Source organism: Sphingomonas naphthae, assembly GCF_028607085.1.
GTDB lineage: Bacteria > Pseudomonadota > Alphaproteobacteria > Sphingomonadales > Sphingomonadaceae > Sphingomonas_Q > Sphingomonas_Q naphthae.
Window position 1 is genome coordinate 3,705,301 of sequence record NZ_CP117411.1, and the last position, 22,718, is coordinate 3,728,018.

Annotated in this window: 22 protein-coding genes; 13 read left to right on the forward strand and 9 right to left on the reverse strand. The window is 69.5% G+C overall.

Going from position 1 to position 22,718, the window contains the following annotated elements:
* Window positions 1-54 precede the first annotated feature (54 nt).
* Window positions 55-1,374 (reverse strand): spinster family MFS transporter, encoded by a 1,320-nt coding sequence (locus tag PQ455_RS17905; RefSeq protein WP_273687685.1) that lies wholly within the window; start codon window positions 1,372-1,374, stop codon window positions 55-57.
* A 129-nt stretch (window positions 1,375-1,503) separates the two neighbouring features.
* On the opposite strand from PQ455_RS17905, the gene PQ455_RS17910 reads away from it, so the two are divergent.
* Genes PQ455_RS17910 through PQ455_RS17920 form a run of 3 tightly spaced genes read left to right on the forward strand, consistent with a single transcriptional unit; the run spans window position 1,504 to window position 3,429 of the window.
* On the forward strand, window positions 1,504-2,313 hold the full coding sequence (locus PQ455_RS17910) for an IclR family transcriptional regulator (protein WP_273687687.1): 810 nt from the start codon (window positions 1,504-1,506) through the stop codon (window positions 2,311-2,313).
* A gap of 50 nt (window positions 2,314-2,363) precedes the next feature.
* A complete protein-coding gene (locus tag PQ455_RS17915; protein WP_273687689.1) occupies window positions 2,364-2,738 on the forward strand; it encodes an antitoxin Xre-like helix-turn-helix domain-containing protein in 375 nt (124 codons plus the stop codon).
* Entirely contained in the window at window positions 2,710-3,429 is a 720-nt protein-coding gene (locus PQ455_RS17920) for an RES family NAD+ phosphorylase (protein WP_273687691.1), read from the forward strand. Before PQ455_RS17915 ends, PQ455_RS17920 begins: the two co-directional genes overlap by 29 nt.
* Here the strand turns inward: PQ455_RS17920 and PQ455_RS17925 are convergent.
* The 5 genes from PQ455_RS17925 to PQ455_RS17945 form a co-directional block, all read right to left on the reverse strand.
* Window positions 3,395-4,999, reverse strand: a complete 1,605-nt coding sequence (locus PQ455_RS17925; RefSeq protein WP_273687692.1) for an SMP-30/gluconolactonase/LRE family protein — start codon at window positions 4,997-4,999, stop codon at window positions 3,395-3,397. The genes PQ455_RS17920 and PQ455_RS17925 overlap by 35 nt on opposite strands.
* 82 nt (window positions 5,000-5,081) lie before the next feature.
* Window positions 5,082-5,849: an enoyl-CoA hydratase-related protein gene (locus PQ455_RS17930; RefSeq protein WP_273687694.1), complete on the reverse strand. Its 768-nt coding sequence runs from the start codon at window positions 5,847-5,849 to the stop codon at window positions 5,082-5,084.
* A gap of 10 nt (window positions 5,850-5,859) precedes the next feature.
* Entirely contained in the window at window positions 5,860-7,131 is a 1,272-nt protein-coding gene (locus PQ455_RS17935) for an acetyl-CoA hydrolase/transferase family protein (protein WP_273687696.1), read from the reverse strand.
* Window positions 7,128-8,018, reverse strand: a complete 891-nt coding sequence (locus PQ455_RS17940; RefSeq protein WP_273687697.1) for an HpcH/HpaI aldolase/citrate lyase family protein — start codon at window positions 8,016-8,018, stop codon at window positions 7,128-7,130. Before PQ455_RS17940 ends, PQ455_RS17935 begins: the two co-directional genes overlap by 4 nt.
* A 45-nt stretch (window positions 8,019-8,063) precedes the next feature.
* Window positions 8,064-9,230 carry an acyl-CoA dehydrogenase family protein gene (locus PQ455_RS17945; RefSeq protein WP_273687699.1) on the reverse strand — a complete coding sequence of 389 codons (1,167 nt, stop codon included), beginning with the start codon at window positions 9,228-9,230 and terminating at the stop codon, window positions 8,064-8,066.
* 124 nt (window positions 9,231-9,354) lie between these two features.
* Between PQ455_RS17945 and PQ455_RS17950 the strand changes: the two genes are divergently transcribed.
* From PQ455_RS17950 to PQ455_RS17985, 8 genes are all read left to right on the forward strand, one after another.
* On the forward strand, window positions 9,355-10,527 hold the full coding sequence (locus tag PQ455_RS17950) for a CaiB/BaiF CoA transferase family protein (protein ID WP_273687701.1): 1,173 nt from the start codon (window positions 9,355-9,357) through the stop codon (window positions 10,525-10,527).
* Window positions 10,528-10,606: 79 nt separating this feature from the next.
* Window positions 10,607-11,578 carry an acyl-CoA dehydrogenase family protein gene (locus tag PQ455_RS17955; RefSeq protein ID WP_273687702.1) on the forward strand — a complete coding sequence of 324 codons (972 nt, stop codon included), beginning with the start codon at window positions 10,607-10,609 and terminating at the stop codon, window positions 11,576-11,578.
* A gap of 4 nt (window positions 11,579-11,582) precedes the next feature.
* Complete coding sequence (locus PQ455_RS17960) at window positions 11,583-12,392, forward strand: enoyl-CoA hydratase/isomerase family protein (RefSeq protein WP_273687703.1); 810 nt, start codon at window positions 11,583-11,585, stop codon at window positions 12,390-12,392.
* Window positions 12,393-12,552: 160 nt separating this feature from the next.
* Window positions 12,553-13,338: an SDR family NAD(P)-dependent oxidoreductase gene (locus PQ455_RS17965; RefSeq protein ID WP_273687704.1), complete on the forward strand. Its 786-nt coding sequence runs from the start codon at window positions 12,553-12,555 to the stop codon at window positions 13,336-13,338.
* Window positions 13,339-13,340: 2 nt separating this feature from the next.
* The gene (locus tag PQ455_RS17970; RefSeq protein WP_273687706.1) at window positions 13,341-14,975 is read left to right on the forward strand and encodes an AMP-binding protein; all 1,635 of its coding nucleotides are present in this window, start codon (window positions 13,341-13,343) and stop codon (window positions 14,973-14,975) included.
* A gap of 4 nt (window positions 14,976-14,979) precedes the next feature.
* Window positions 14,980-16,149 carry an acyl-CoA dehydrogenase family protein gene (locus PQ455_RS17975; RefSeq protein WP_273687708.1) on the forward strand — a complete coding sequence of 390 codons (1,170 nt, stop codon included), beginning with the start codon at window positions 14,980-14,982 and terminating at the stop codon, window positions 16,147-16,149.
* Complete coding sequence (locus tag PQ455_RS17980; RefSeq protein WP_273687710.1) at window positions 16,139-17,062, forward strand: acyl-CoA dehydrogenase family protein; 924 nt, start codon at window positions 16,139-16,141, stop codon at window positions 17,060-17,062. Before PQ455_RS17975 ends, PQ455_RS17980 begins: the two co-directional genes overlap by 11 nt.
* A gap of 1 nt (window position 17,063) precedes the next feature.
* The gene (locus PQ455_RS17985; RefSeq protein ID WP_273687712.1) at window positions 17,064-18,188 is read left to right on the forward strand and encodes an acyl-CoA dehydrogenase family protein; all 1,125 of its coding nucleotides are present in this window, start codon (window positions 17,064-17,066) and stop codon (window positions 18,186-18,188) included.
* A gap of 9 nt (window positions 18,189-18,197) precedes the next feature.
* On the opposite strand, the gene PQ455_RS17990 is transcribed toward PQ455_RS17985, so the two are convergent.
* A complete protein-coding gene (locus PQ455_RS17990; RefSeq protein ID WP_273687715.1) occupies window positions 18,198-19,022 on the reverse strand; it encodes a transglutaminase family protein in 825 nt (274 codons plus the stop codon).
* Between the two features lie 164 nt (window positions 19,023-19,186).
* Between PQ455_RS17990 and PQ455_RS17995 the strand changes: the two genes are divergently transcribed.
* Together PQ455_RS17995 and PQ455_RS18000 are read left to right on the forward strand one after the other, a co-directional pair.
* Complete coding sequence (locus PQ455_RS17995) at window positions 19,187-20,269, forward strand: ferredoxin--NADP reductase (protein WP_273687717.1); 1,083 nt, start codon at window positions 19,187-19,189, stop codon at window positions 20,267-20,269.
* A gap of 22 nt (window positions 20,270-20,291) precedes the next feature.
* Complete coding sequence (locus tag PQ455_RS18000) at window positions 20,292-21,041, forward strand: SDR family NAD(P)-dependent oxidoreductase (RefSeq protein WP_273687719.1); 750 nt, start codon at window positions 20,292-20,294, stop codon at window positions 21,039-21,041.
* A gap of 42 nt (window positions 21,042-21,083) precedes the next feature.
* Here PQ455_RS18000 and PQ455_RS18005 read toward each other — a convergent pair whose 3' ends face one another.
* Both PQ455_RS18005 and PQ455_RS18010 read right to left on the reverse strand, forming a co-directional pair.
* Entirely contained in the window at window positions 21,084-21,431 is a 348-nt protein-coding gene (locus PQ455_RS18005; RefSeq protein WP_273687720.1) for a RidA family protein, read from the reverse strand.
* 32 nt (window positions 21,432-21,463) lie between these two features.
* Window positions 21,464-22,714, reverse strand: coding sequence for a D-amino acid dehydrogenase (locus PQ455_RS18010; protein ID WP_273687721.1), 1,251 nt, complete (start codon window positions 22,712-22,714; stop codon window positions 21,464-21,466).
* Between the last annotated feature and the right edge of the window lie 4 nt (window positions 22,715-22,718).

A 22,718-nucleotide genomic window follows, 5' to 3' on the forward strand; every position in this document is an offset into this window, starting at 1 on the left:
GTCGGAAGGTATCGGGGCCGGCGGCTGCGACCGCCGGCCCCTTTTTCGTATGCCCTATCGGATCGCAGCCTTCGCCCGCCCGATGTGGACGATGGCGCGCGCGATCAGGGCCGCGCCGATCAGCTCGGCGGGGACGATCGCAAGCATGGCATGGCGCAGGCTTTCCGGCCCGCCGCCTGCCGCCATCCAGTGATCGCTGAGCAGGCCGACGGCCAGCGGCCCGACGCCAAGGCCGATCAGGTTGACCGCCAGCATGATCATCGCCGAGGCCGAGGCGCGCAGATTCGCCGGCATCATCGAATGGGCGGCGGCGATGCAGGGCGCGAGATAGCCGCCGGCGAAGAAAAAGGCGCCCGCCAGCGTGACCAGCGAGACCAGCCGGTGCGGCGCGAGGAAGGCCGCAAGTTCGAACGGGATGATGAGCAGCATGCAGCCCATCGCCGTCTCCAGCCGGCCGTTGGGCCGTCGTCTGGCGAGCCAGTCCGAGAAATAGCCGGCGGAGAGCATGCCGATCAGGCCGGGGCCGACCGACAGCAGCGCCAGCCAGGTGCCGATCTCGCCGCTCGTCATGCCGTGCAGCCGGCCATAGAAGGGCGGGGTCCAATTGCCCTGCCCGAAATTGACGAACGTGTGGAAGCCGCAGGCCAGCGCGATGCAGCGGAAGGCGGGATTGCGGGCGAGCGCCAGCAGCGCGCTGCCGCTGCCGGCATCATGCGCGGCCGCCTGCCCCGGCAGGCTGTCGAACTGGCCGCGCCGGGGTTCGCGCAGGGTGAGCCATACCAGCGCCGCCAGCACGAGACCGGGCACGCCGACCACCAGGATCGCGGCGCGCCAGCCGAAGAACTGGTTGATCCAGCCGCCGGCGAGGAAGCCGACCATCAGCCCCACCGTGCCCGCCGCCGAATATATCGCCAGCGCGCCGCCGCGCCGCTCGGGCTCATAATAATCGGAGATCAGCGAATGGGCCGGCGGGGTCAGCCCGGCCTCGCCCACGCCCACGCCGATCCGGCAGAGCAGCAGCGTCACGAAGCTGTTGGCGGCCCCGCACAGCGCGGTCATGAAGCTCCACAGCACCATCGCGACCGAGATGATCGTCTTGCGCGATCGCACGTCCGCCAGACGCGCGATCGGCACGCCCATCGCGGCATAGAAAAGCGCGAAGCTGAGGCCCGTCAGCAGGCCCAGTTGCGTGTCGCTGAGGCCCAGTTCGCGCTTGATCGGATCCTGGAGGATCGCGACGACCTGGCGGTCGACATAATTGACGACATAGGCGCTGAACAACAGGATCAGCGCCCAGCGCCGCGCCGCCGGCGATACGAGCGGCGGGGGCATCGAGGATGTCGTGGCGGTGTCGGCCGCGATCGGCGTGCTCATGGCGACCTTCTCCGGAATGGCGTGTGTTTTTTGAGGATCAGAAGTCCCCGTGCGAAGCCCCAAGTCAAGGCGGACGGGACAAAGGATCGCGCCCGCGTTTTGCGCGCCCGCTTCCCCCGCCGGGCCATCGTGGCCTATGCCGGTGCCATGCCCCATGCCGAGGATCGCCGGACCCAATCGCCCCAGTCGGTCACGCGCGTCATCCATATCCTGGAGGCGCTGGCACGGGCGCCGGGCGCGGTGGGCCTGGCCGATCTCAGCCGGATGCTGGGCAGCCCCAAGAGCAGCCTCGCCGCGCTGCTGCGGGGGCTGGCCGAGATCGATTTCGTGATCGTCGCGGAGGGCGCCTATCGGCTCGGGCCGGGGGCGTTCGGGCTGGGCAGCGCGCTGATGGAGGCGCGGCGCCATCTGCAATCCTCGGATCTGGTGCGGCAGGGAATGCGCCGGCTGGCGGAGCGATCGGGCGAGACGGTGCTGTTCGCGGTGCGCGCCGATGCCGACACGATCACCTATGTCGATGCGGTCGAAAGCCGCAACGCGGTGCGCTTCGCGGTGGCGGTGGGCGATCGCCGCCCGCTCTACAGCACCGCCGGGGGGCGGATGCTGCTGGCGACGGGGCCGCAGGAGGAGGTGCCGCGCTATCTCGATCGGGTGAAACCGGTCAGCTACACGCCGGAGACGATCACGGCCAAGCGCGCGCTGGCCGACGCGGTGGCGGCCGCGCGGGACGCGGGCGTAGCGCAGACGGTGGGCCAGTCGGGCGAGGGCATCACCGGCACCGCCGCCCCGATCCACGACGCGACCGGCACGGTGCTGGGCGCGCTGGTCGTGGCGGCGCCCTCGTCGCGCTCGCAGGACCGGCTGGCCGAACTGGTCGCGCTGGTGACGGGCGAGGCGGCGGCGATCTCGCGCAGCCTGGGCTATCGTGCGCCGCTCTGATTGTTCCATGGAGCGATAAGGGCTATATATCGTTCCAAGGAGCGATGACGATGCAGCCGCAAGCCCAGAGCGATCCCGATGCGCCGCGCGTGCTGAGCGAGGCGGTCGGCCGCATAGGGGATTTCTGGGATCTGTCCAACGCGCGGCTCGGCGCGATCCTCGGCCTGTCCCCGGCGACGGTGTCGCGGCTGCGATCGGGGCAGTATCGGCTGGAACCGGGTGGCAAGCCGTTCGAGCTGGCGCAGCATCTCGTCCGCCTGTTCCGCTCGCTGGATAGCTGGCTGGGGCAGGATGATGCGGCGGCGCGATCGTGGCTGACGACGCGCAACCTCGATCTGGGCGACCGCCCGCTCGCGCTGCTGGCGACGGTGCGGGGGCTGTTGCGGACGAGCGACTATGTCGATGCCCTCCGCGCTCGCGTCTGAGGCGGTCGCCTATCGCGGCGAGGTGGTCCGCATCGTCGAGGCGCAGCATCGCATCTCGACCAACCGGCTGGCGGCGAACCGCGCCGATCAGGCGCTGCTGGAGGCGCTGGCCGATGAGGTAAAGCCCGATCTGCCTGACGCGGCGCGGCATCTGCCGTGGCTGCTCGCCTCGCCCTTTCGCTATGGGTATGGCCGCCCCTCGCGCTTCCGTGCGCCGACCGAGCGGCCGGGCATCTTCTATGCCTCCGAGACGATCCTGACGGCCGTGACCGAGGCGGCCTATTGGCGTCTCACCGCCTTTGCCCGCTCGCCCGGCTTCGCGCGGCCGCGCACGCCGACGCCGATGTCCGCCTTCGCGGTCGATGTCCGCACCGATCATGCGCTCGACCTGACGACGGGGTCGCTCGCCGAGCCGCCGGGGCGCTGGACCCATCCGGACGATTATACCGCGACGCAGGCCCTGGCTGCCGATGCGCGGCGCGCGGGCATCGCGGCGATCCGGGCGCCCTCGGCGCGCGATGCGGGCGGCGTCAACCTCGCCGTGCTCGATCCGGCGGCGCTGGTGCCGCCGCCGCGCGCGCACTCAAGCTGGGCCTTCCTCGCCATCGACGACGGCCTGCTTGCCGCGCGCGAGATGAGCGACGAGGCGCTGCGCTTCACGCCGGAAGATTTGGGAGTCGCAGCGCCATGATGCTGCCCTCGCCATCGGCGGAGAGGTAGAGGGTGCCGTCGGGGCCGGCGGAGAGGCCGGCGAACGGCCCCATTGGCCCGGACAGCGGCGGGAAGCCGCGCAGGAATTTGGGGGTGACGCCGGGGGGCGGGCCGATCGCGAGGTCGGCGGCGATGGTGCGGCGGGCGCCCGTCGCCAGATCGACCGCGATCACCGCCTTCAGGCCGACATCGGCGATGTAGAGCGTCTCGCCCAGCACGACGATGCCGTGGGGCGTGCCGAGGCCGTCCACGACCGTCTCGGTACCGCCCCGCACCGCCTTCACGACCCGGCCGGCACTCGCTTCGGCGATCAGGCAGATGCCGTCGGCGGTGACGGCGACGTCGATCGGTTGCGACAGGCCGGTGGCGAGCGCCTCGCTTTGGCCGCCCCGGATCGCCACCACGCGGCCGGCGCCCAGCTCGGCCACGATCACGTCGCCGCCCGGCGCGATGGCCACGCCGTAGAGCTGGTCGAACCCGTCGGCGAGGATGTCGCTGTGCTGTTCGACCGGCCGGTACAGCGCCACCGCGCCCGCCGAGGTGGTGACGATAAAGCCGTTGCCGTCGGCGGTGGCGAGGCCGCGCATGTAGCCGGGGCAGCCGGGGGTGAAGAGCATGCCGACCGTGTGCAGACCGCCGTCCGGCAGCAGCCGCTGCATCTTGGGGCCATCGGCGATGTAGACTTCGCCATCGTTGCCCACCGTCAGCCCGAACGGGCCGTTGAAGCCGCCGGCGAGCAGGTCACGTGTCCTGCCGTCGCCGAGCAGCTCGACGATCCGGCCGGCGAATTCGGAGACGAAGATCCGCTCGCCGTGGAAGACGACATTGTCGAGGCCGGGCTCGAGCTGCGCCAGCAGCTCGCGCGCGCCGGTGCGCGGATCGATCCGCAGCACCTGCCCGCTGGCGACCTGGGTGGAGACGATGAACCCCCTGGCATCGAACTTCACCGAATCGGGCACGCCGAGATCGCCCGCCACCTTCTCCGGCGCGCCGCCCGCCGGGTCGATCCGCCAGATTTCGTTGGCGCCCATCACCGGGAAATAGAGCTTGCCGTCCGGCCCCATCTCCAGCGCGTTGGGCATGGGGATATCCTCCAGCAGCAGGCGCGGCGCGCCGCCATCGAGGTCCAGCTCCATCAGCCGGCCGCCGATGCGGCATTCGTCCACGAACAGCCGGCCCTGATGCATGGTGATGCCGTTCACCATCGGCAGATCGTCGCGCAGCACGCGGGTGGTGCCGTCGGGCGCGCGCACGCCGACCCGCTCGTTCATCACCTCGGTCGCGTAGAGATTGCCGCGCGCGTCGAACACGAGATCGTCGGGCGCGACGATGTCACCGCCCAGGGGGCTGATCGCCTCGACCGCGCCGGTCGCGATGTCGATCGCGCTGATCTGGCTGCCGGAAACCTGCGCGACATGGATGCGCCCGTCCGGCCCGATCCGCATGCCCGCCGCGCCGAACAGATGGCTGACGGGAGTGAGCCGCTCGAGCGTCCAGCCTTCGGCGAGGCTGGGATGGGTTTCGATGCGGTAGCGGCTCGGTTGCGGCATGGCGGCGGTCCTCTCTTATCCGACACCGCTGTCTATTATGCTTTGCCCGGCCGCCGGAGGGCTTTCCACGACGCCGGGGCGATCATTCGCCGCGCCACACGGGCCTGCGCTTCTCGGCGAAGGCGCGGGGGCCTTCCTGTGCGTCGGCGCTGCGGTACATCGCCTCGCTGGCGTCGCGGGCGGCCTCCAGCGCGGCGGCACGGCCCATTTCGGTCGCCAGCATCACCGTGTCGCGCCCGGCCTGTACCGAGAGCGGCGCGCCCTCCAGGATTTCGGCAGCGAGCGCGAGGGCGGTATCCAGCAACGCCTCGGGCGCGGCGAGGCGGTTGACCAGCCCGATCTCATAGGCGCGCTGGGCGGTGATCGCTTTGCCGGTGAGGATCAGCTCCATCATGATCCGCTGCGGGATCATATGGATCAGCGGCGAGGCCCAGGGGCTGCCGCGCCCGACCTTCACCTCGGTGATGGCGAAGCGCGCGGCGGTGCTGGCGACGCACAGGTCGCACGCCTGCGCGATCATCCACCCGCCCGCGAACGCCACGCCGTTGACGGCGGCGATGGTCGGCTTGCTCAGGTGGATCGTGTCGTAGGGCAAAGCGAACATGTCGCGCGGCGGCACCTGCATGCCGTTCTCGACCATCTCCTTCAGGTCGCCGCCCGCGCAGAAGGCCTTGTCGCCGCTGGCGGTGAGGATGGCGATGCGCAGCGCGGGATCGCGCTCGAACCGGTCCCACGCGGCGGCCAGCCCCTCGCGCACCTCGCGGGTGAGGGCGTTGCGGCTCTCCGGGCGATCGATGGTGAGAATGGCGATGCCGTCGGGCCGGGCATCGAACAGGACGGCTTCGGTCATGACGGCCTCCTCAAAACCCCCGCCGCGCGATGTCGAAGGCGGTGCGGTCCAGTTCGTCGCGGAAATCGGGGTGGGCGATGGCGACCATGCGGCGGGCCCGCTCGGCGAGCGGCTGGCCCTTCAGTTCGGCCGCGCCATATTCGGTGACGATCACGTCCACGTCGCTGCGGGCGGTGGTGACCGGGCCGGACAGCGCGGGGACGATCTTGCTGAGGGTGCCCCCCTTGGCGGTGGCCGACAGCGCGATGATCGCATGGCCGCCGATCGAGCGCGCGCCCGCGCGGACGAAATCGACCTGCCCCCCCGTCCCGCCGAGATAGACCGATCCGCTCTGCTCCGCATTCACCTGCCCGGTCAGATCGACCTCCAGCGCGGAATTGATCGTCACCAGCCGGTCGAGCCGCGTCAGCACGGCGGCGTCATGGGTGTAGCCGGTCGCGCACATGCGGATCGCCGGGTTGCGATCGGCCCAGCGATAGAGCCGTTCGGTGCCGATCAGCGCGCCGTTGATCGAGACGCCGGTGTCGATCGCCTTGCGCGCGTTGGTGACGACGCCGGCCTCGACCAGATCGACCAGCCCGTCGCCCAGCATTCCCGAATGGACGCCGAGGTCGCGGCGATCCAGCAGCAGCCGCAGCAGCGCGTCGGGCACCGCGCCCACCCCGGTCTGCAACACCGCGCCGTCGCCGATATAGGCCGCCGCATGCGCCGCGATCGCCTCGTCGGTCGGCGTGATCCGGGCGGGCGCTACCTCGACCGGCGGGCGCGAAACCGGGACGGCGACGTGGATACGCGAGGCATGCAGCATCTCGCCCGGCGTGAAGGGCACGCGATCGTTGACCTCCGCGATCACGACCCGCGCCTTGGCCACCGCCGCCTGCCCGTAATCGCCGATCAGCCCGAAGCTGTGGTTGCCCTCCGCATCCGCCGGGCTGACCTGCACGAAGGCCACGTCGCAGCGCAGGATGTCGCCCGCGATCATCGGCGCGATCTGGCTGACATGGGCGGGGATCACCGCGAGGCGATTGGCCCTGGCCATCGTCCGCAACGCGCCGATCGCGCCCATGCTGGAGAGCGCGAAGCTGTCGGCGGTCTCCGGCGTGAACAGCCCGGAGAAACTGGTGGCGATGAAGGCGGAGAGGTCGCCGATGCCCGCCCCTTGCGCGATCAGCGCCTCGACGAGCGTGGTCGGCTCGCCGCACGCCTGCCCCATCACGATATGGTCGCCGCGCCGCAGGAATCGGCCGAGATCGAGCCCCGCGGCATCGGCGACGATCGTCATCCCCGGCCGGCCAGCTTCAGCAGCGTCTGGGCGCGGGCGAGATAGGGGCGATCGAGCATCCCGCCCTTGAAGCCGATCGTGCCGACGCCGGGATTGGCGGCGAACAGATCGACGATCTCCTGCGCCTCGGCCAGTTCGTCCTCGCTAGGCATGAAGGCGGCGTTGATGACGTCGACCTGCGCGGGGTGGATGGCGAGCATGCCGCGATAGCCGTCGCGCCGCACCTTCTCGGCCCGCGCGCGCAGCCCGTCGAGATCGCGGAAGTCGCCCTGGATCGTCTCGACCGGCGCCACGCCGGCGGTCACCGCACCCAGCAGGGTGAGGCTGCGCGCCAGTTCGTAGGTGAAGCCGTAGCTGCCATCGGGATTGCGATTGGTGCTGGCGCCGATCGAATCCGCCAGATCCTCCGCCCCCCAGGTCAGCGCCACCACGCGCGGCGCGCCGGCATAATCGCCGGTGGTGAACATCGCCGCCGCCGTCTCGGTGATGAGGACGATCACCCTGGTCGATCCGATCGCGATGCCGTTGGCGGCCTCCAGCGCGGAGAGATAATGGTCGAGCCTATCGACATCGGGCCGGCCATAGACCTTGGGCAGCATGATCCCGCCGGGCCGGCCTGGCATGATCGCGACCAGATCATCGAGCGTGTGCGGCCCGTCCATCGGGTTGATCCGCACCCACAGGCGATCGAGGCCGCCCGCCTGCCGCTGGAGGAATTCGCGCACCATCGTGCGGGCGGTGGGCTTTTCGGATTCGGCGACCGCGTCCTCTAGATCGATCAGCACGATATCGGCGGCGCCGCCGGCGGCTTTCTCCATCTTCTTGTCGCTGTCGCCGGGCGCGAACAGCCAGGATCGCGCGCTGAATATCTCGCCGCCTGCGGCCATCTTGCTTGCTCCTCTCGGGGGTTTCTGTGTCCCGTCCTGCCGCGCTCAATAGGATTTGGGAAGTTCGAGCACCTTCTCGGCGATGAAGTTCAGGATCATGTGCGGGCTGACCGGCGCGGTACGCGGGATCAGCACTTCGCGCAGCAATCGCTCGACATGATATTCCTGCGCATAGCCCATGCCGCCCAGGGTCAGCATCGCGGTGTGGCACGCCTCGAACGCGCTTTCGGCCGCCAGATACTTGCCGGCATTGGCCTCGACCCCGCAGTCCTCGCCCTTGTCGAACAGGGTGGCGGCCTTCATCACCATCAGATTGGCGGCTTCCAGCTGCATCCAGCATTTGGCGAGCGGGTGCTGGATACCCTGGTTCATGCCGATCGGCCGATCGAACACGATCCGCTCGCGGGCGTAGCGGGCGGCCAGCTTGATCGCGAGGCGGCCGATGCCCACCGCCTCGGCGGCGAGCAGCACCCGCTCGGGATTGAGGCCCTTAAGGATGATCCTGAAGCCCTGCCCCTCGGCGCCGATCCGGTCCTCTTCCGGGATGAAGAGATCGTTGATGAACAGCATGTTCGATCCGACCGCATGGCGCCCCATCTTGGGGATGATGCGATGCTCGATATGGGCGCGATCGAGTTTCGTGAAGAACAGCGAGAGGCCGTCGGTCTTCTTCGACACAGCCTCCAGCGGCGTGGTGCGCGCGAGCAGCATCATCCGGTCGGCGACATGGGCGTTGGTGATCCAGATCTTCTCGCCGTTGACGAGATAGCCGCCGTCGCGCCGTTCGGCCCGCGTCTTGAGCTTGGTCGTGTCCAGCCCGGTATTGGGTTCGGTCACGGCGAAGCAGATCTTCTCCGCGCCCGACAGGACCGGCGGGATCATGCGCTGCTGCTGTTCCTCGGTGCCGAACAGGGCGATCGGCTCCAGGCTGAAGACGGGGCCGTGGATGGCGGACGCCGCCGTCATGCCGCCGCCCGCCTCGGCCACGGCCTGCATCATGATCGCCGCTTCGGTGATGCCCAGCCCCGCTCCGCCGACCCCTTCGGGCATCGCCACGCCCAGCCAGCCGGCCTCGGCCATGGAGGCGTAAAAGTCGGTGGGGAAATCGCCCGCGCGATCCCGATCGAGCCAATAATCTTCGCTGAAGCGCGCGCAATGCTTGAGGATGGCCTCGCGGATATTGGCCTGATCGCCGGTCAATCCGAAGTCCATCGCGGCGATCCCTCCACCCAAATCCGGGGCCGGCCTAGCAACCGGCCGGGGTTGCGACAATTGCCAACCGTGCCGATAATCGTTCAATAGGCGGAAATCGGTATAGCGATGAAGGGGTGCGGCGATGGTCGAACGGCAGGGCGCGGGGCGGGCGGGGCCGTTGGCCGGCATCCGCGTGATCGATCTGACAGCGATGGTGATGGGCCCCTATTGCACCCAGATCATGGCCGACATGGGCGCCGACGTCATCAAGGTGGAGACCCCCGCCGGCGACAACACCCGCTACATTTCGGTCGGCCCGGCGCCGGGCATGGCGGGCGTGTTCGCCAACGTGAATCGCGGCAAGCGCAGCATCGTGCTCGATCTGCGGACCGAGGCGGACAAGGCGACCCTGCGCGCATTGATCGCCACCGCCGACGTGTTCATCCATTCGATGCGCGCCAGGGCGGTCGGCCGGCTCGGGTTCGATTATGCGGCGGTGTCGGCCATCCGGCCGGACATCGTCTACGCCAATTGCTACGGCTATGGCCGGCGCGGGCCGAGCGCCGATCTGCCCGCCTATGACGATACGATCCAGGCCGAATGCGGCCTGCCCCATGTGCAGCAATTGATGACCGGCCAGGCCGATTTCGTCGGCACGATCATGGCCGACAAGGTCGCCGGGCTCACCGCGCTCTATGCGACGACGATGGCGCTGTTCCACCGCGCCCGCACCGGGGAGGGGCAGGAGGTGGAGGTCGGCATGTTCGAGACGATGGCGTCGTTCATGCTGGTCGAACATGCCAATGGCGCGATGTTCGACCCGCCCTTGGGCGCCGCGCATTACCCCCGCGCGGTGGCGCCCAATCGCCGGCCCTATGCCACTAAGGACGGCCACGTCGCCGCGCTGATCTATAACGACAAGCATTGGGCGGCCTTCGTGGAGGCGGTGCGCCCGCCCTGGGCCGGGCCGAACCTCGCCACACTGCCGCAGCGCGCCGCGCGGATCGACGAGGTCTATGGCCGGCTGGCCGAGGTGTTCGCCGGGCGGACGACGGCGGAATGGCTCGATCTGCTGCGCAGCCTCCACATCCCCTGCGCGGCGCTGCGGACGACCGACGAACTGTTCGACGATCCGCACCTGAACGCGGTCGGCTTCTTCGAGACGGTCGAGTCGCGCCATGGCCCGGTGCGCTTTCCCGGCGTCCCCGCCTGGCTGTCGCGCACGCCGGGGCGGATCGCCGCCGCCGCGCCGATGCTGGGCGAGCATGGCGCCGAGATACTGGCGGAACTGCGCGGGGATGCGGCCGCCGCCTGAAGCCGTCCCCGGCGCCCACATATCGCTCGGGCGTCGTGGCCGGCGATGACATGCTGCCGCCGGATGGTAAGGAAAGGCCATGACCTTCCATCCCGATGCCGACCAGCGCGCTCTCATCGAGGACGCCTTTTCCCGACCGCTCGACGAGCTTCTTCCGCTCGCCCGGCTGCACGCGGCGGAGGCGGCGGAGCCGTGGGAGGCGATCGCCGGGCTCGGCATCTTCGGTGTCGCGGCGGACCCGGATATCGGCGGCGTCGGCCTCGGCCCGGTCGAGGAGGCTCTGGTCGCGATGGAATTGGGGCGCCGGCTGGCGGGCGCGCAGATTCTGACCACCCTGATGGCCTATCATTGCGCCGACGAGGCGCTGCGCGCGCGTCTGGTGACCGGCGAGGCGCGAGTCGCGCCCGCCACGCTGACCGGCGGCAGCCTGTGCGTGATCGATGGCGACGGGGCCGATCACGTCCTGCTGCGCCGCGACGGCCGCGCCAGCCTCGTGCCGATCGGGGCGCTGGCCGATCGCAAGACGGTCGACGACCATCATTGGACGGCGACCCTGGCCGATGCCGGGCAGGCACCCGCCGGACTCGTCTGGGCGGACGATGTGGCGCTCACCCGCGTGCGGCTGATCGAGGCGGCGGCGCTCAGCGGCATGGCGGCCTGCGCCACCACGATGGCGGTGGATTATGCCAAGCTGCGCGAACAGTTCGGTCATGCGATCGGCGGCTTCCAGGCGGTGAAGCACCAGTGCGCCAACATGGCGATGGCGGCGATGGCGGCGCGCGACCAGACGAGCTTCGCCTCGGTCGCGCTGGAACAGGGCCGCGCCGACGCCGCCTTCCAGGTCGAATCGGCGCTGCTGCTGGCGATCGACGCCGCGCTCGCCAATAGCCGTCGGAACGTGCAGGTCCATGGCGGCATCGGCTTCAGCGAGGAGGCCGATCCGCATCTGGTGGTGAAGCGCGCCCATCTGCTGATCGAGGCGGCGGGCGGCGCCGACGCGGCGGCCGATCGGGTCGCCGGGGCCGAGGCCGCCATGATCCGGCAGGGCTGATCCCATGAGCGAGACCGCCGGGCCGCTGCTGTTCACCGTCGAGGACGGCATCGCCCTCCTCACGCTCCACCGCCCGCACGAGGGCAATTCGCTCTCGCCCGACCTGCTGGTCGCGCTGGAGGCGGCCTGGGCGCGGGTGGAGAGCGATGCCGCGATCCGGGTGGTGGTGTTGACCGGCGCGGGCGAGCGGCATTTCTGTACCGGTGCGGCGGTCGGCGAACTGGCGGTCGGCAAGGGCGGGTTGCAGAACATTCCCTACCACGCCGCCAACCGCTTCTCGCCGCGCCAGTGCGCCGTCACCAAGCCGGTGATCTGCGTGCTCAACGGGCTGGTGAACGGTGGCGGCCTGCATTTCGTGGCCGATTCGGACATCGTGATCGGCTGCGCCAAGGCGGCGCTGATGGATTCGCACGTCAACGTCGGCCAGGTCTCCGCGCTGGAATCGCAGGGCCTTGCGCGGCGCGCCGGGCTGGGCGCGGCGCTGCTGCTGTCGCTGGCGGGCAAGGCCTATCGGATGCCGGCCGAGCGGGCGTATCAGCTGGGCGCGATCGACCTGCTGGAGCCGACCGCCGAGGCGGCGATGGCGCGGGCGATGGATCTGGCGCGGGCGATGACCGCCAATTCGCCGCAGGCGATGGCGCTCAGCAAGCGCGCGATCTGGGCCGCGACCGAGATGAATGAGCCGGCGTCGCTCAGCTACGGATGGGAATTGCTCAAGTCGCACTGGGCGCACCCCGATTTCCGCGAAGGCCCCGCCTCCTTCCAGGAAAAGCGCGCGCCCGACTGGAATCCCGACCCCAACGCGCGCGGCTGATGCGAACGCCGACATCGCCATGGCGATGTCGCGGGTTCTTGCCGCCGAATGGATGCCAAGCGGCCGGCGAAGCGCCTAATGGTCAAAGCGTATAGAGGTTACCGTTGAGTAGATATCCGGGCGAACCGGATGACGTGAAACGATCAGGACGAGGTTCATCATGCAGCAGCGCAAGGTCGCCATCGTTACCGGCGCCGGTTCGGGCATCGGCCAGGCGTTGTCGCGCATCCTCGCGCGGGAGGGCATCGCGATCGTCGCGCTCGGGCGCTCGATCGAGCCGCTGGAGGCGCTGAAGGCCGAGTTGGCGGACCTGACCGATGTGGTCACCGTATCCGCCGACATCACCGACGACGACGCCCCGGCGCGCGCGGTGCAGGCGGCGGTCGACCACTTCGGCCGGCTCGATTATCTCGTCAACAATGCCGGCGTCGGCAAACCCTTCCCGGTCGACGAGACGACCGACGAGGTGCTCGATTTCTTTCTCAACGTGCATCTGCGCGCGCCCTTCCGCTTCTGTCGCGAGGCGCTGGGCGCGATGGCCGACGGCGGGGCGATCGTGAACATCGCCTCGACCTTCGCGGTCATCGGCGGGTTGCGCGGCGGGGCCTATTCGGCCGCCAAGACGGGCATCGTCGGCCTCTCCCAGCATATGGCCGCGCAATATGGCGTGCGCGGCATCCGCACAAACGTGGTGGCGCCCGGCGTGCTGGAAACGCCGATGACGGCCTATGCGTGGGAAAACGCCCGCTTCCGCCGGATGAATTTCGACATGACGCCCCTGAACCGCACGGGCACCGCCGAGGATGCGGCCGAGGCTATCGCCTTTCTGCTGTCGGACAAGGCGCGCTTCATCACCGGGCAGACCCTGGTGGTGGACGGCGGCTGGTCCTCGACCAAGTTCCTGGCGGAATCGGCGATCACCGCCGTCCCGGTGGACGGCGGCTGAGCATGGTCGAGCGGCGTACCCTCCACGGCTGGTCGATCCGTTGGGATGCGGCGCGCGCCGCCGATGCGCGGGCGCGGGGCCTGTGGATCGACGAGACGATCGCCGAGATCGCCGCGCGCAAGGCGGCGGACGAGCCGACCGCCGAACTGATCGTCGATGGCGACCGGCGGCTCGACGCGGCGACGCTCCATGCCGAGGCGGGGGCGGTGGCGCAGGCGATGATCGCGCGCGGCTTCGTTCCGGGCGACACCATCTCCTTCATGCTGCCCAACTGGCATGAGGCGGCGGTGATCTATCTGGCGGCGACCCTGGCGGGGCTGGTCGCCCAGCCGATCGTGCCGGCGCTGCGCGACCATGAGGTGAGCTTCCAGCTTCAGGACAGCCGCAGCCGGATGCTCTTCATCCCGGCCGATTTCCGCAAGTTCGACTATCGCGAGATGATGCGGCGGGTGAGGCCGGGCCTCGCCGCGCCGGTCGAGGTGGTCGTGCTGCGCGGCGATGCGGGCGAATTCACCGCTTACGACACGCTGCTGGCGCATCGCGGCGATGCGCCGCTGCCCACGGTCGATCCCGATAGCGTGAAGATGGTGATGTACACGTCGGGAACGACGGGGCGGCCCAAGGGCGTGCTGCACACCCACAATTCGCTCCACGCCCTGGTGACGCAGCTCCACCAGCACTGGCGCGCGGGGACGGGCGATGCCTTCTTCGTGCCCTCGCCGATCAGCCATATCGGCGGATCGATCTACGCCTTTGAATTTCCGCTGCTGTTCGGCACGCGCGCGGTGCTTCAGGATATGTGGGAGCCGGACGCGGCGGTCGATATCATGCTGCGCGAACGCTGCACCCATATGGCGGGGGCGACACCCTTCCTGGAGGCGACCCTGGCGGCCGCCCGTGCGCGCGGCACGGACATGCCCGATCTGTCGGTGTTCATCTGCGGCGGCGCGTCGGTGCCGCCGGTGCTGATCCGCGAGGCGAACGGCTATTTCGCGAAAGCCGTCGTCAGCCGCGTGTTCGGATCGACCGAGGTGCCCGTCACCACCGTGGGCTCGATGACCCCCGGCGACATCGAGCATGCCGCCGAGACCGACGGCCGCATCGGCATCGCCGAGGTGCGGCTGGTCGACGGCGAGGGCATGGTCGGCGACGAGGGCGAAGTGCGCGCCATGGGGCCGCAGATGCTGGCGGGCTACCTCGCCGTCGAGCAGGAAGAGGATGCGTTCGACGCCGAGGGCTATTTCCGCATGGGCGATCTCGCCCGGCGGGTGGATGGCGATTATCTCGTCATCACCGGCCGCGCCAAGGACATCATCATCCGCAACGGCGAGAATATCGCGCCCAAGGAGATCGAGGATCTGCTGGTGCAGCATCCCGACATCGCCGACGTCACCATCGTAGGCCTGCCCGATGCCAAGACCGGCGAGCGATGCTGCGCGGTGATCGTGCCGCGCAACGGCGCCCGGCCCGACGTGGCCGCGCTCAAGATCTTCCTCGACGGCCACAAGCTCGCCCGGTTCAAGATTCCCGAGCAGGTCGCGCTGGCCGACGCGCTGCCGCGCAACGCGGCGGGCAAGGTGATGAAGCATATCGTGCGGGCCGGGCTGCTGCCCCCCGCCCCCGAACAGAAGGCCTGAGGCGATGGAATTCGGCTGGAGCGACGCGCATGAAGCCTATCGGGCGAAGATCACGGCCTTCCTGAAGAAGACCCTGCCCGCCGATTGGGACCAGATCGCCCTGCACGGCCCCGGTAGCGATGCGCAGACCGACTATTCCAGGCATTTCTGCAAGCTGCTCAACGACGAGGGGATGCTGATCCCGCACTGGCCGGCCGAATATGGCGGCGAGGATCTCGATCCGTGGCAGCAATATGTGCTGGGCGAGGAATTGTGGGCGGTCGGCGAGCCGCGCGGCGGCCAGTATATGAACGTCAACTGGGTCGGCCCGGTGCTGATGAAATATGGCACGGCGGCGCAGCGCGAGAAATATTTCCCGCCGATCAAGGCCGGGGAGGCCCTGTGGTGCCAGGGCTTTTCGGAGCCCTCGGCCGGCTCCGACCTCGCCTCGCTGCGGACGTTGGCGGTGCCGGCGGACGGCGGCTACCGCGTCACCGGCGCCAAGGTGTGGACATCCTACGCCGGCCATGCCGATCGCTGTTTCCTGCTGGCCCGCGTGCCCGCGCGGGACGGCGGACCGGCCGGCAAGGCGGGCATCGTCATCCTGCTCACCGACATGGCCTCGCCCGGCATCCAGGTGAAGCAGATCCCCGCGCTCATCGGCGAGGGCGACATCCATGAAGTATTCTTCGACGACGTGTTCGTGCCCGCCGAGGACCGGCTGGGCGCCGAAGGGCAGGCGTGGGAGATCATCAACTACGCGCTCCAGAACGAGCGGGTCGGCATTCCGCGCTACGCCTTCTCGCGGCGCATCCTCGACAGCACGGTGGCGCAATTGCAGGAGGATGGGCGGTTCGACGATCCCGTGTTCCAGGATCGCGCCGGCCGCGCGCTGGCGCTGACCGAGGCGGCGCGGATGCTGGTCTATCGCGTGGTGGACAGCCGGGCGCACAACCTGCCGCCCGACGCCTTCGGCAATCTCGCGCGCTGGGCGACGGTCAATTCGGACAATGGCGTCAACAATCTGCTGACCGAATATCGCCCCGAAGGGCTGCTGGGCGCCGATCCGATGCAGCAGGCGCACCACCAGCGCGCCATCGCGGCAGGCGTCGCCTCGGGCGCGGCCGAGATCCAGCTCAACCTGGCGGCGCGGCGCTATCTCGACCTTCCGAGCGGAGAGCAACGTGGACTTTGAGCTGAGCGACGACCAGGCGAGCATCCTCGACGGGCTCGACAAATTGCTCGACTCGTTTGGCAAGGAGCCACCGAAGCATCCGATCTTCTCGGCCTATGCCGCCGATGTCGACGCCGCGCTGGCCGAGAACGGCTATCTCGATATCGCGCGCGAGGAGGGCTTCGGCCCGCTCGACGGTGCGCTGATCGTCGAACAGATCGCGCGCTACCCGCGCGCGATCGAGGCGGCGGCGACGATCCTGATCGCGCCGGCGCTCGGCATCAATCCCGGCATCCGCCCGATCGCGCTATCGGCCCGCATCGACGCCCCCGCCCGCTATCTGCCGATGGCCGGGCTTCTGCTGGTGCTGGACGGCGATGCCGTCCGCATGATCGAGGTGACGCCCGACCGGGTGGAGGAGGTCGAGACGTTGTTCGCTTACCCCTACGGCCGGCTGCGCGATCCCGCCGCCGCTGCGGGCACGCTACTCGGGGGCGATGCCGCGCGGACGCTGACCCGCAAATGGCGGCTGGCGATCGCGGCGGAGAGCGCCGGTCTGATGCAGTCGGCACTGGATGTCGTGCTGGAGCATGTGAAGACGCGCGTCGCCTTCGGCCGCCCGCTCGGGGCCTTCCAGGCGATCCAGCACCGCCTCGCCATGGCGGCGGAGACGGTGCAATCGACCAAATGGCTGGCGCTGCGCGCGGCCTATACGGATAGCGAGCAGGATTGCGCGGTCGCCGCCTGTTTCGCGCAGGACCGCATTCCGCAATTCACCTATGATCTGCATCAGTTTTCGGGTGCGATGGGGCTGACCTTGGAATATCCGCTGCATTATTGGAGCTATCGCCTGCGGGCTTTGCTCGGCGAGCTGGGCGGCAGCAGCGCGCAGGCGCGGGCCGCGGCGCAGGCGGCGTGGGGAAAGGCGGCCTGAGATGAGCGAGATCGACAGCTTCCGCGCCCACGCCCGCGCCTGGTTGCAGGCCAACGTACCGGCCGACAGGAGCCCGCCCGACGGCCCCGCCTCGCGCGATTATGTCCTCGGCTGGCAGCGCAAGCTGGCCTCGGGCGGCTGGACCGGCATCACCTGGCCGACGGCCTATGGCGGGCGCGGGCTCAGCACGATCGAACAGATCGTCTGGTGGGAGGAATATGCCCTCGCCAACGGCCCGACGACGCTCGACGCCTCGTTCGTGGGCCTCAACCATGCCGGGCCGACCCTGATCGCCTGCGGCACCGAGGCGCAAAAAGCGGAATATCTGCCCAAGATCCTCGCCGGGGAATCGATCTGGTGCCAGGGCTTTTCGGAACCGGGCGCGGGATCGGACCTCGCCGCGCTGCGCACGCGCGGGCGGGTCGAGGGCGACGAACTGGTGATCGACGGCCACAAGATCTGGTCGAGCTTCGCCGACATCGCCGACGTGCAGGAACTGGTGATCCGCACCGATCCCTCGGCCAAGCCCCATGCGGGCCTGAGCTGGGTGATCTGCCCGATGGACGCCCCCGGTATAACGGTGCGGCCGATCGCGACGATGGCCGGGCCGAAGAAGTTCTGCGAAATCTTCTACGACAATGTGCGCATCCCGCTGGCGAACGTGGTGGGCGGGCTCAACAAGGGCTGGGCGACGGCGATGTCGACGCTCAGCTTCGAGCGCGGCACGGCGGCGCTGGCGCTCCAGATCAGCCTGCTCCTGAAGGTCGAGGATCTGATCGCCGATTGCCCCGCCGACAAGCCCGTGCTGCGCGCACGGCTGGGCCGGCTGCGCGCCGAGGCGGCGGCGATGCGGGCGATGGTCTATCGCTTCGCGGTGGAGGCCGAAACGGGCGTGCCGGGGCCGGAGGGATCGATCATCCGTCTCTATTTCGCCGAACTCTCGCAGCGGGTCGGCGCGGCGGCGATCGACCTCTACGGCCTGTCCGCGCCCGAGGCGCTGGGCGACCATGGCTGGGCCCACGAATATCTCGACGCTTTCTCGGAAACGATCGCGGGCGGCACCGCCGAAATCCAGCGCAACATCATCGGCGAACGCGTCCTGGGGCTGCCGCGCGGGCCGCGCTGACGGCTCGCGCTACTGCCCCACGCGCCCCTGCACCGCCGGCAGCACCGCGACATCCACCGCCAGATGCTCGTGCCCGCCGCCCGTGCGCTGGCCCGACAGCGGCGCCGCCTCGCGATGGTCCAGGCCGATCGCGACGCGAACATAGGCGTCGGTCGGGCACATGTCATGGGCCGGATCGAAGCCGACCCAGCCATAGCCCTCGACATACACTTCCGCCCAGGCATGGCCCGAATGGCTCGTCGCCTCGGTTGCATCGGGGTCGTAGCGATGGCCCGAGACGTAGCGCGCCGGGAAGCCCGCGACCCGCGCGACGGCGATGAAGCAATGAACCAGATCGCGGGCGATGCCCTCGCCGGCGGCGAAGGCCTCGGCGGCGGTCGGCTCGCCCTCGGCGGCGAAGTCGAGCAGGGTCATCCGCTCGTGCAGCAGGGTGTTGAGCGCATGGGCCTTCGCCAGCGGCTCGCCCTCGCCGATCTCCCCGGCGAGCGCGACCAGTTCGGGGGACGGCGCCGTCAGCACGGTGGTCTGGGTGAAGTAGAGCGGCGACAGCGTCTCCGCCTCGCCCGCCAGCACGCCCGCCCGATCCTCGGTCACGACCTCGCCCGTCACCGTCAGGGTCAGTTCGGTCAGCGGCCCTTCGACATACAGCATCGTCACGAGATTGCCGTAGCCGTCGCGCTGGCGCTTCATCCGCGCGTCGCGGCAGGCGTCGATCCGCCACGACACGACATTCTGCCCCTCGTGGCTGGCCGGCGTCAGCCGCAGCAGCTGGACGAGCCGCGCCTGCGGCTGGGAGAAGACATAATGGGTGCGATGATGGACCTGGAGGCGCATCGGGCGATTTAGCCGGGCCGGGGCGGGTGAGTCGAGCGCCGTGCATGCTCCGCCCGCCCGAATTTGCCGAAAAGCACCGCCGATACAGCACCCCCGCGATATCCGGGGCCGCCCGACCGGCAAATTCTTGACGCGCGCACGGGCGATTGTCGATCCACTGGGCGATGAGCCTCCTATCCGACAGCCCGGCCGGGGACGGCATCACCGCCGATGCCGATGGCTATCATGCGCTGCGGATCGGCGCGGTGGTGCGCGAGGCGGCCGATATCGTATCGCTGGTGATCGACGTGCCGGGCGCGTTGGCGGAGCGCTTTCGCTATCGCGCGGGGCAATATGTGACGCTGCGGGTGGCGATCGGCGGCCAGCGGCTGGCGCGCTGCTATTCGATGTCCACCGCGCCCGAAAGCGATGCGGGCCTGCGCGTCACCATCAAGCGCATCGCCGGGGGCCGGGTGTCGCGCTGGGCGGTGGAGGAGGCGGCGGCCGGCGCGGCGATCTCGGTCATGCCCCCGGCGGGCCGCTTCTGCCTGCGCCCGCACGACGGGCCGCTGCGGCTGTTCGCGGGCGGCATCGGCATCACCCCGATCCTTTCGCTCGCCAAGGCGGCGCTCGCGACGACCGCGCGCGCGGTGACCCTGATCCATGCCAACCACGATCGCGCGGGCATCGCCTTCGCGGGCGAACTGGCGGCGCTGGCGGCGGCCTATCCCGGCCGCTTCACCCTGATCGACTGGATCGACGCCGAACGTGGCCTGATCGATCCGGCGGCGGTGCGATCGATCGCGCCCTTCGCCCCCAATGCCGATCATTACATCTGTGGCCCGGCGCCCTTCATGGCGATGATCGAGGCGACCCTGATCGCCGACGGCGCCGATCGCGAGCATGTGTTCATCGAACGCTTCGTCTCGCCGCCCGACGCTATCGACGATGCGGCGGACGCCTCGCCCGCGCAGGCGGCCGACAGCGCGGTCTGCGAGGCGATCATCCTCGTGCTGCGCGGGCAGAGCCACATGATCGATCACGCCCCCGGCGAGACGATCGTGCAGGCCGCCTATCGCAACGATATCCGCGTGCCGATCTCCTGCCTGGAGGGCGCCTGCGCGACCTGCGTGGCGCGAGTGACCGAGGGCCGGGTGGAGATGATCGCCAATTCGGCGCTGACGCTGCGCGAGGTGGAGCAGGGCTATGCCCTCACCTGCCAGGCGTTGCCGACCGCGCGCAGCGTGACCGTGATCTACGACGAGTGAATGACACCGGAGGGGACTGAACATGGCAGACAAAGTGGCATTGGTGACGGGCGCGGCGGCCGGCATCGGCAAGGCGTGCAGCGTGCGGCTGGCCAAGGAGGGCGTCGCGGTCGGCGTGCTCGATCTGAAGCTGGCGGACGCCGAGGCGGTCGCCGCCGAGATCGTGGCGGCCGGCGGCAAGGCGATCGGGCTGGAGGCCGACATCTCCAAGACCGCTCAGGTCGAGGCGGCCGTCGCCAAGCTGCGCGAGGCGTTCGGCCCGGTGACGATCGTGGTCAACAATGCCGGCATCTCGAACTTCTTCCCCTTCGAGGAACTGACCGAGAAGCATTGGGACGACATGTACGAGATCAACGTGAAGGGCACCTTCATCGTCACCCGCGCGGTGGTGCCCGACATGAAGGCAGCCGGCTGGGGCCGGGTCGTCAACATCTCCTCGTCCAGCGTGCAGAGCGGCAGCGTCGATCAGATCCATTACGCCGCCTCGAAGGGGGCGGTCGTGGCGATGACGCGGTCGCTGGCGCAGGCGCTCGGGCCGCACGGCATCACCGTCAACAATATCCCGCCGGGTTCGGTGATGGGCACGATCATGTCGGAAGCGAACAAGCATCGCTTTCCGATCCCGTTCGAGCAGATCGCGCAGATGCTGCCCGTCCGCCGGCTGGGCATCCCCGAGGATATCGCCAACGCCTGCGCGTGGCTCTGTTCGGAGGATACGGGCTACGTCACCGGCCAGACGATCGGCGTCAACGGCGGGCGCGTGATGTCCTGATCGGTCGCCCGGCCGCCGCGATCCGGCGGCCGGGCGCCACGTTCACGCCCTGGCGGCGACGATGATGATCTCGACCCGGTAATCGGGCGTGGCCAGCTTGGCCTCGCCGGTGGCGCGGGTCGGGGCGCCATGGCCCGCGATCCAGGCGTCCCATTCCGCGTTCATCTCGGCGAAGTCGGCCATGTCGGCCAGCCAGATCTGCGCGGAGAGCAGGTGATCCCTGTCGCTGCCGGTCTGCGCGAGCAGATCGTCGATCTCGGCCAGCACCGCGCGGGTCTGCTTGGAAACGCTCTCGCCCGGCGCGCCGACCTGGCCAGCCAGATAGATGGTGTCGTTGTGGATCACGGCCTGGCTCATGCGCGGGCCGGTGTCGATGCGGGTGATGGTCATGGGATGTCCTTAGGCGTTGTGAAACGTCGCGCTCAATAGCGGCTGAGCGCCAGATCGGCCGTCTCGATCGCGGGCGTCTTGCCCGAAATGAGATCGGCGATGACATGGCCGGAACCGCAGGCCATCGTCCAGCCGAGCGTGCCGTGGCCGGTGTTGAGATACAGGTTGGGGATGCGCGTCGGCCCCAGGATCGGCGTACTGTCCGGCGTCATCGGCCGCAGCCCGGACCAGAAGGTCGCCGCCGCCAGATCGCCGGCCTGCGGGAACAGGCTGCCCACCGAATATTCGAGCGTCCGCCGCCGCTCCGGCGGCAGATCGCGGCTGTAGCCCGAGATTTCGGCCATGCCGCCCACGCGGATGCGGTCGCCCAGCCGGGTGATCGCCACCTTGTAGCTTTCGTCGAGCAGCGTGCTGACCGGTGCGCGGGCCGCGTCCACGATCGGCGCGGTGATCGAATAGCCCTTCACCGGATAGACCGGCAGGGTGAGGCCGAGCGGCGCCAGCATCAGCGGCGAATAGCTGCCGAGCGCGACCAGATAGGCGTCGGCCGTCACCCGGCCCGCATCGGTCTCGACCCCTGCGATCCGCCCGCCTTCCTTGACGAGGCGCAGGATCGTGCGGCCGTAATCGAACCGCACGCCTTTCGCCTCGGCCAGCGCCGCCAGCGCATTGGTGAATTTGAAACAGTCGCCGGTCTCGTCGTGCGGCAGGCGCAGCCCGCCGACGAAGGGCTCCTCGCTGAAAGCGAGGCCGGGTTCGGCGGCGATGCAGCCGGCGCGGTCGAGCACCTCGAAGGGCACGTCGTCCGCCTCCAGCACGGCGATATCCTTGCCGATGCCGTCCATCTGCTGCTGCTTGCGGAACAGCTGAAGCGTGCCCTGCGACCGCTCGTCATAGGCGATGCCGGTGGCGCCGCGCAGCTCGATCAGCCGGTCGCGGCTATATTCGGCCAGCCGCACCATCCGGCCCTTGTTGATCTTGTAGCGTTCGGCGGTGCAATTGCCGAGCATCGCCGTCAGCCAGCGCAGCATCGCCATGTCCGGCTTGGGCCGCAGCACCAGCGGGGCATGGTGCATGAACAGCCAGCGCAGCGCTTTCATCGGAATGCCGGGCGCCGCCCAGGGCGAGGCATAGCCGGGCGAAATCTCCCCGGCATTGGCGAAGCTGGTTTCGAGCGCCGGGCCGGGCTGGCGCTCGATCACCACCACCTCATGCCCCGCCTCCGCCAGATACCAGGCCGAGGCGACACCGATCACGCCGCTGCCGAGGATCGCGACCTTCATGGCA

Coding starts and splice junctions, on each gene's coding strand:
- PQ455_RS17950 (WP_273687701.1), top strand. CDS start 9,355: ATGGTCGAACGGCAGGGCGCGGGGCGGGCGGGGCCGTTGGCCGGCATC.
- PQ455_RS17930 (WP_273687694.1), bottom strand. CDS start 5,849: ATGACCGAAGCCGTCCTGTTCGATGCCCGGCCCGACGGCATCGCCATT.
- PQ455_RS18005 (WP_273687720.1), bottom strand. CDS start 21,431: ATGACCATCACCCGCATCGACACCGGCCCGCGCATGAGCCAGGCCGTG.
- PQ455_RS17935 (WP_273687696.1), bottom strand. CDS start 7,131: ATGACGATCGTCGCCGATGCCGCGGGGCTCGATCTCGGCCGATTCCTG.
- PQ455_RS17995 (WP_273687717.1), top strand. CDS start 19,187: ATGAGCCTCCTATCCGACAGCCCGGCCGGGGACGGCATCACCGCCGAT.
- PQ455_RS17990 (WP_273687715.1), bottom strand. CDS start 19,022: ATGCGCCTCCAGGTCCATCATCGCACCCATTATGTCTTCTCCCAGCCG.
- PQ455_RS17925 (WP_273687692.1), bottom strand. CDS start 4,999: ATGCCGCAACCGAGCCGCTACCGCATCGAAACCCATCCCAGCCTCGCC.
- PQ455_RS17975 (WP_273687708.1), top strand. CDS start 14,980: ATGGAATTCGGCTGGAGCGACGCGCATGAAGCCTATCGGGCGAAGATC.
- PQ455_RS18000 (WP_273687719.1), top strand. CDS start 20,292: ATGGCAGACAAAGTGGCATTGGTGACGGGCGCGGCGGCCGGCATCGGC.
- PQ455_RS17905 (WP_273687685.1), bottom strand. CDS start 1,374: ATGAGCACGCCGATCGCGGCCGACACCGCCACGACATCCTCGATGCCC.
- PQ455_RS18010 (WP_273687721.1), bottom strand. CDS start 22,714: ATGAAGGTCGCGATCCTCGGCAGCGGCGTGATCGGTGTCGCCTCGGCC.
- PQ455_RS17970 (WP_273687706.1), top strand. CDS start 13,341: ATGGTCGAGCGGCGTACCCTCCACGGCTGGTCGATCCGTTGGGATGCG.
- PQ455_RS17960 (WP_273687703.1), top strand. CDS start 11,583: ATGAGCGAGACCGCCGGGCCGCTGCTGTTCACCGTCGAGGACGGCATC.
- PQ455_RS17945 (WP_273687699.1), bottom strand. CDS start 9,230: ATGGACTTCGGATTGACCGGCGATCAGGCCAATATCCGCGAGGCCATC.
- PQ455_RS17940 (WP_273687697.1), bottom strand. CDS start 8,018: ATGGCCGCAGGCGGCGAGATATTCAGCGCGCGATCCTGGCTGTTCGCG.
- PQ455_RS17965 (WP_273687704.1), top strand. CDS start 12,553: ATGCAGCAGCGCAAGGTCGCCATCGTTACCGGCGCCGGTTCGGGCATC.
- PQ455_RS17920 (WP_273687691.1), top strand. CDS start 2,710: ATGTCGATGCCCTCCGCGCTCGCGTCTGAGGCGGTCGCCTATCGCGGC.
- PQ455_RS17915 (WP_273687689.1), top strand. CDS start 2,364: ATGCAGCCGCAAGCCCAGAGCGATCCCGATGCGCCGCGCGTGCTGAGC.
- PQ455_RS17985 (WP_273687712.1), top strand. CDS start 17,064: ATGAGCGAGATCGACAGCTTCCGCGCCCACGCCCGCGCCTGGTTGCAG.
- PQ455_RS17955 (WP_273687702.1), top strand. CDS start 10,607: ATGACCTTCCATCCCGATGCCGACCAGCGCGCTCTCATCGAGGACGCC.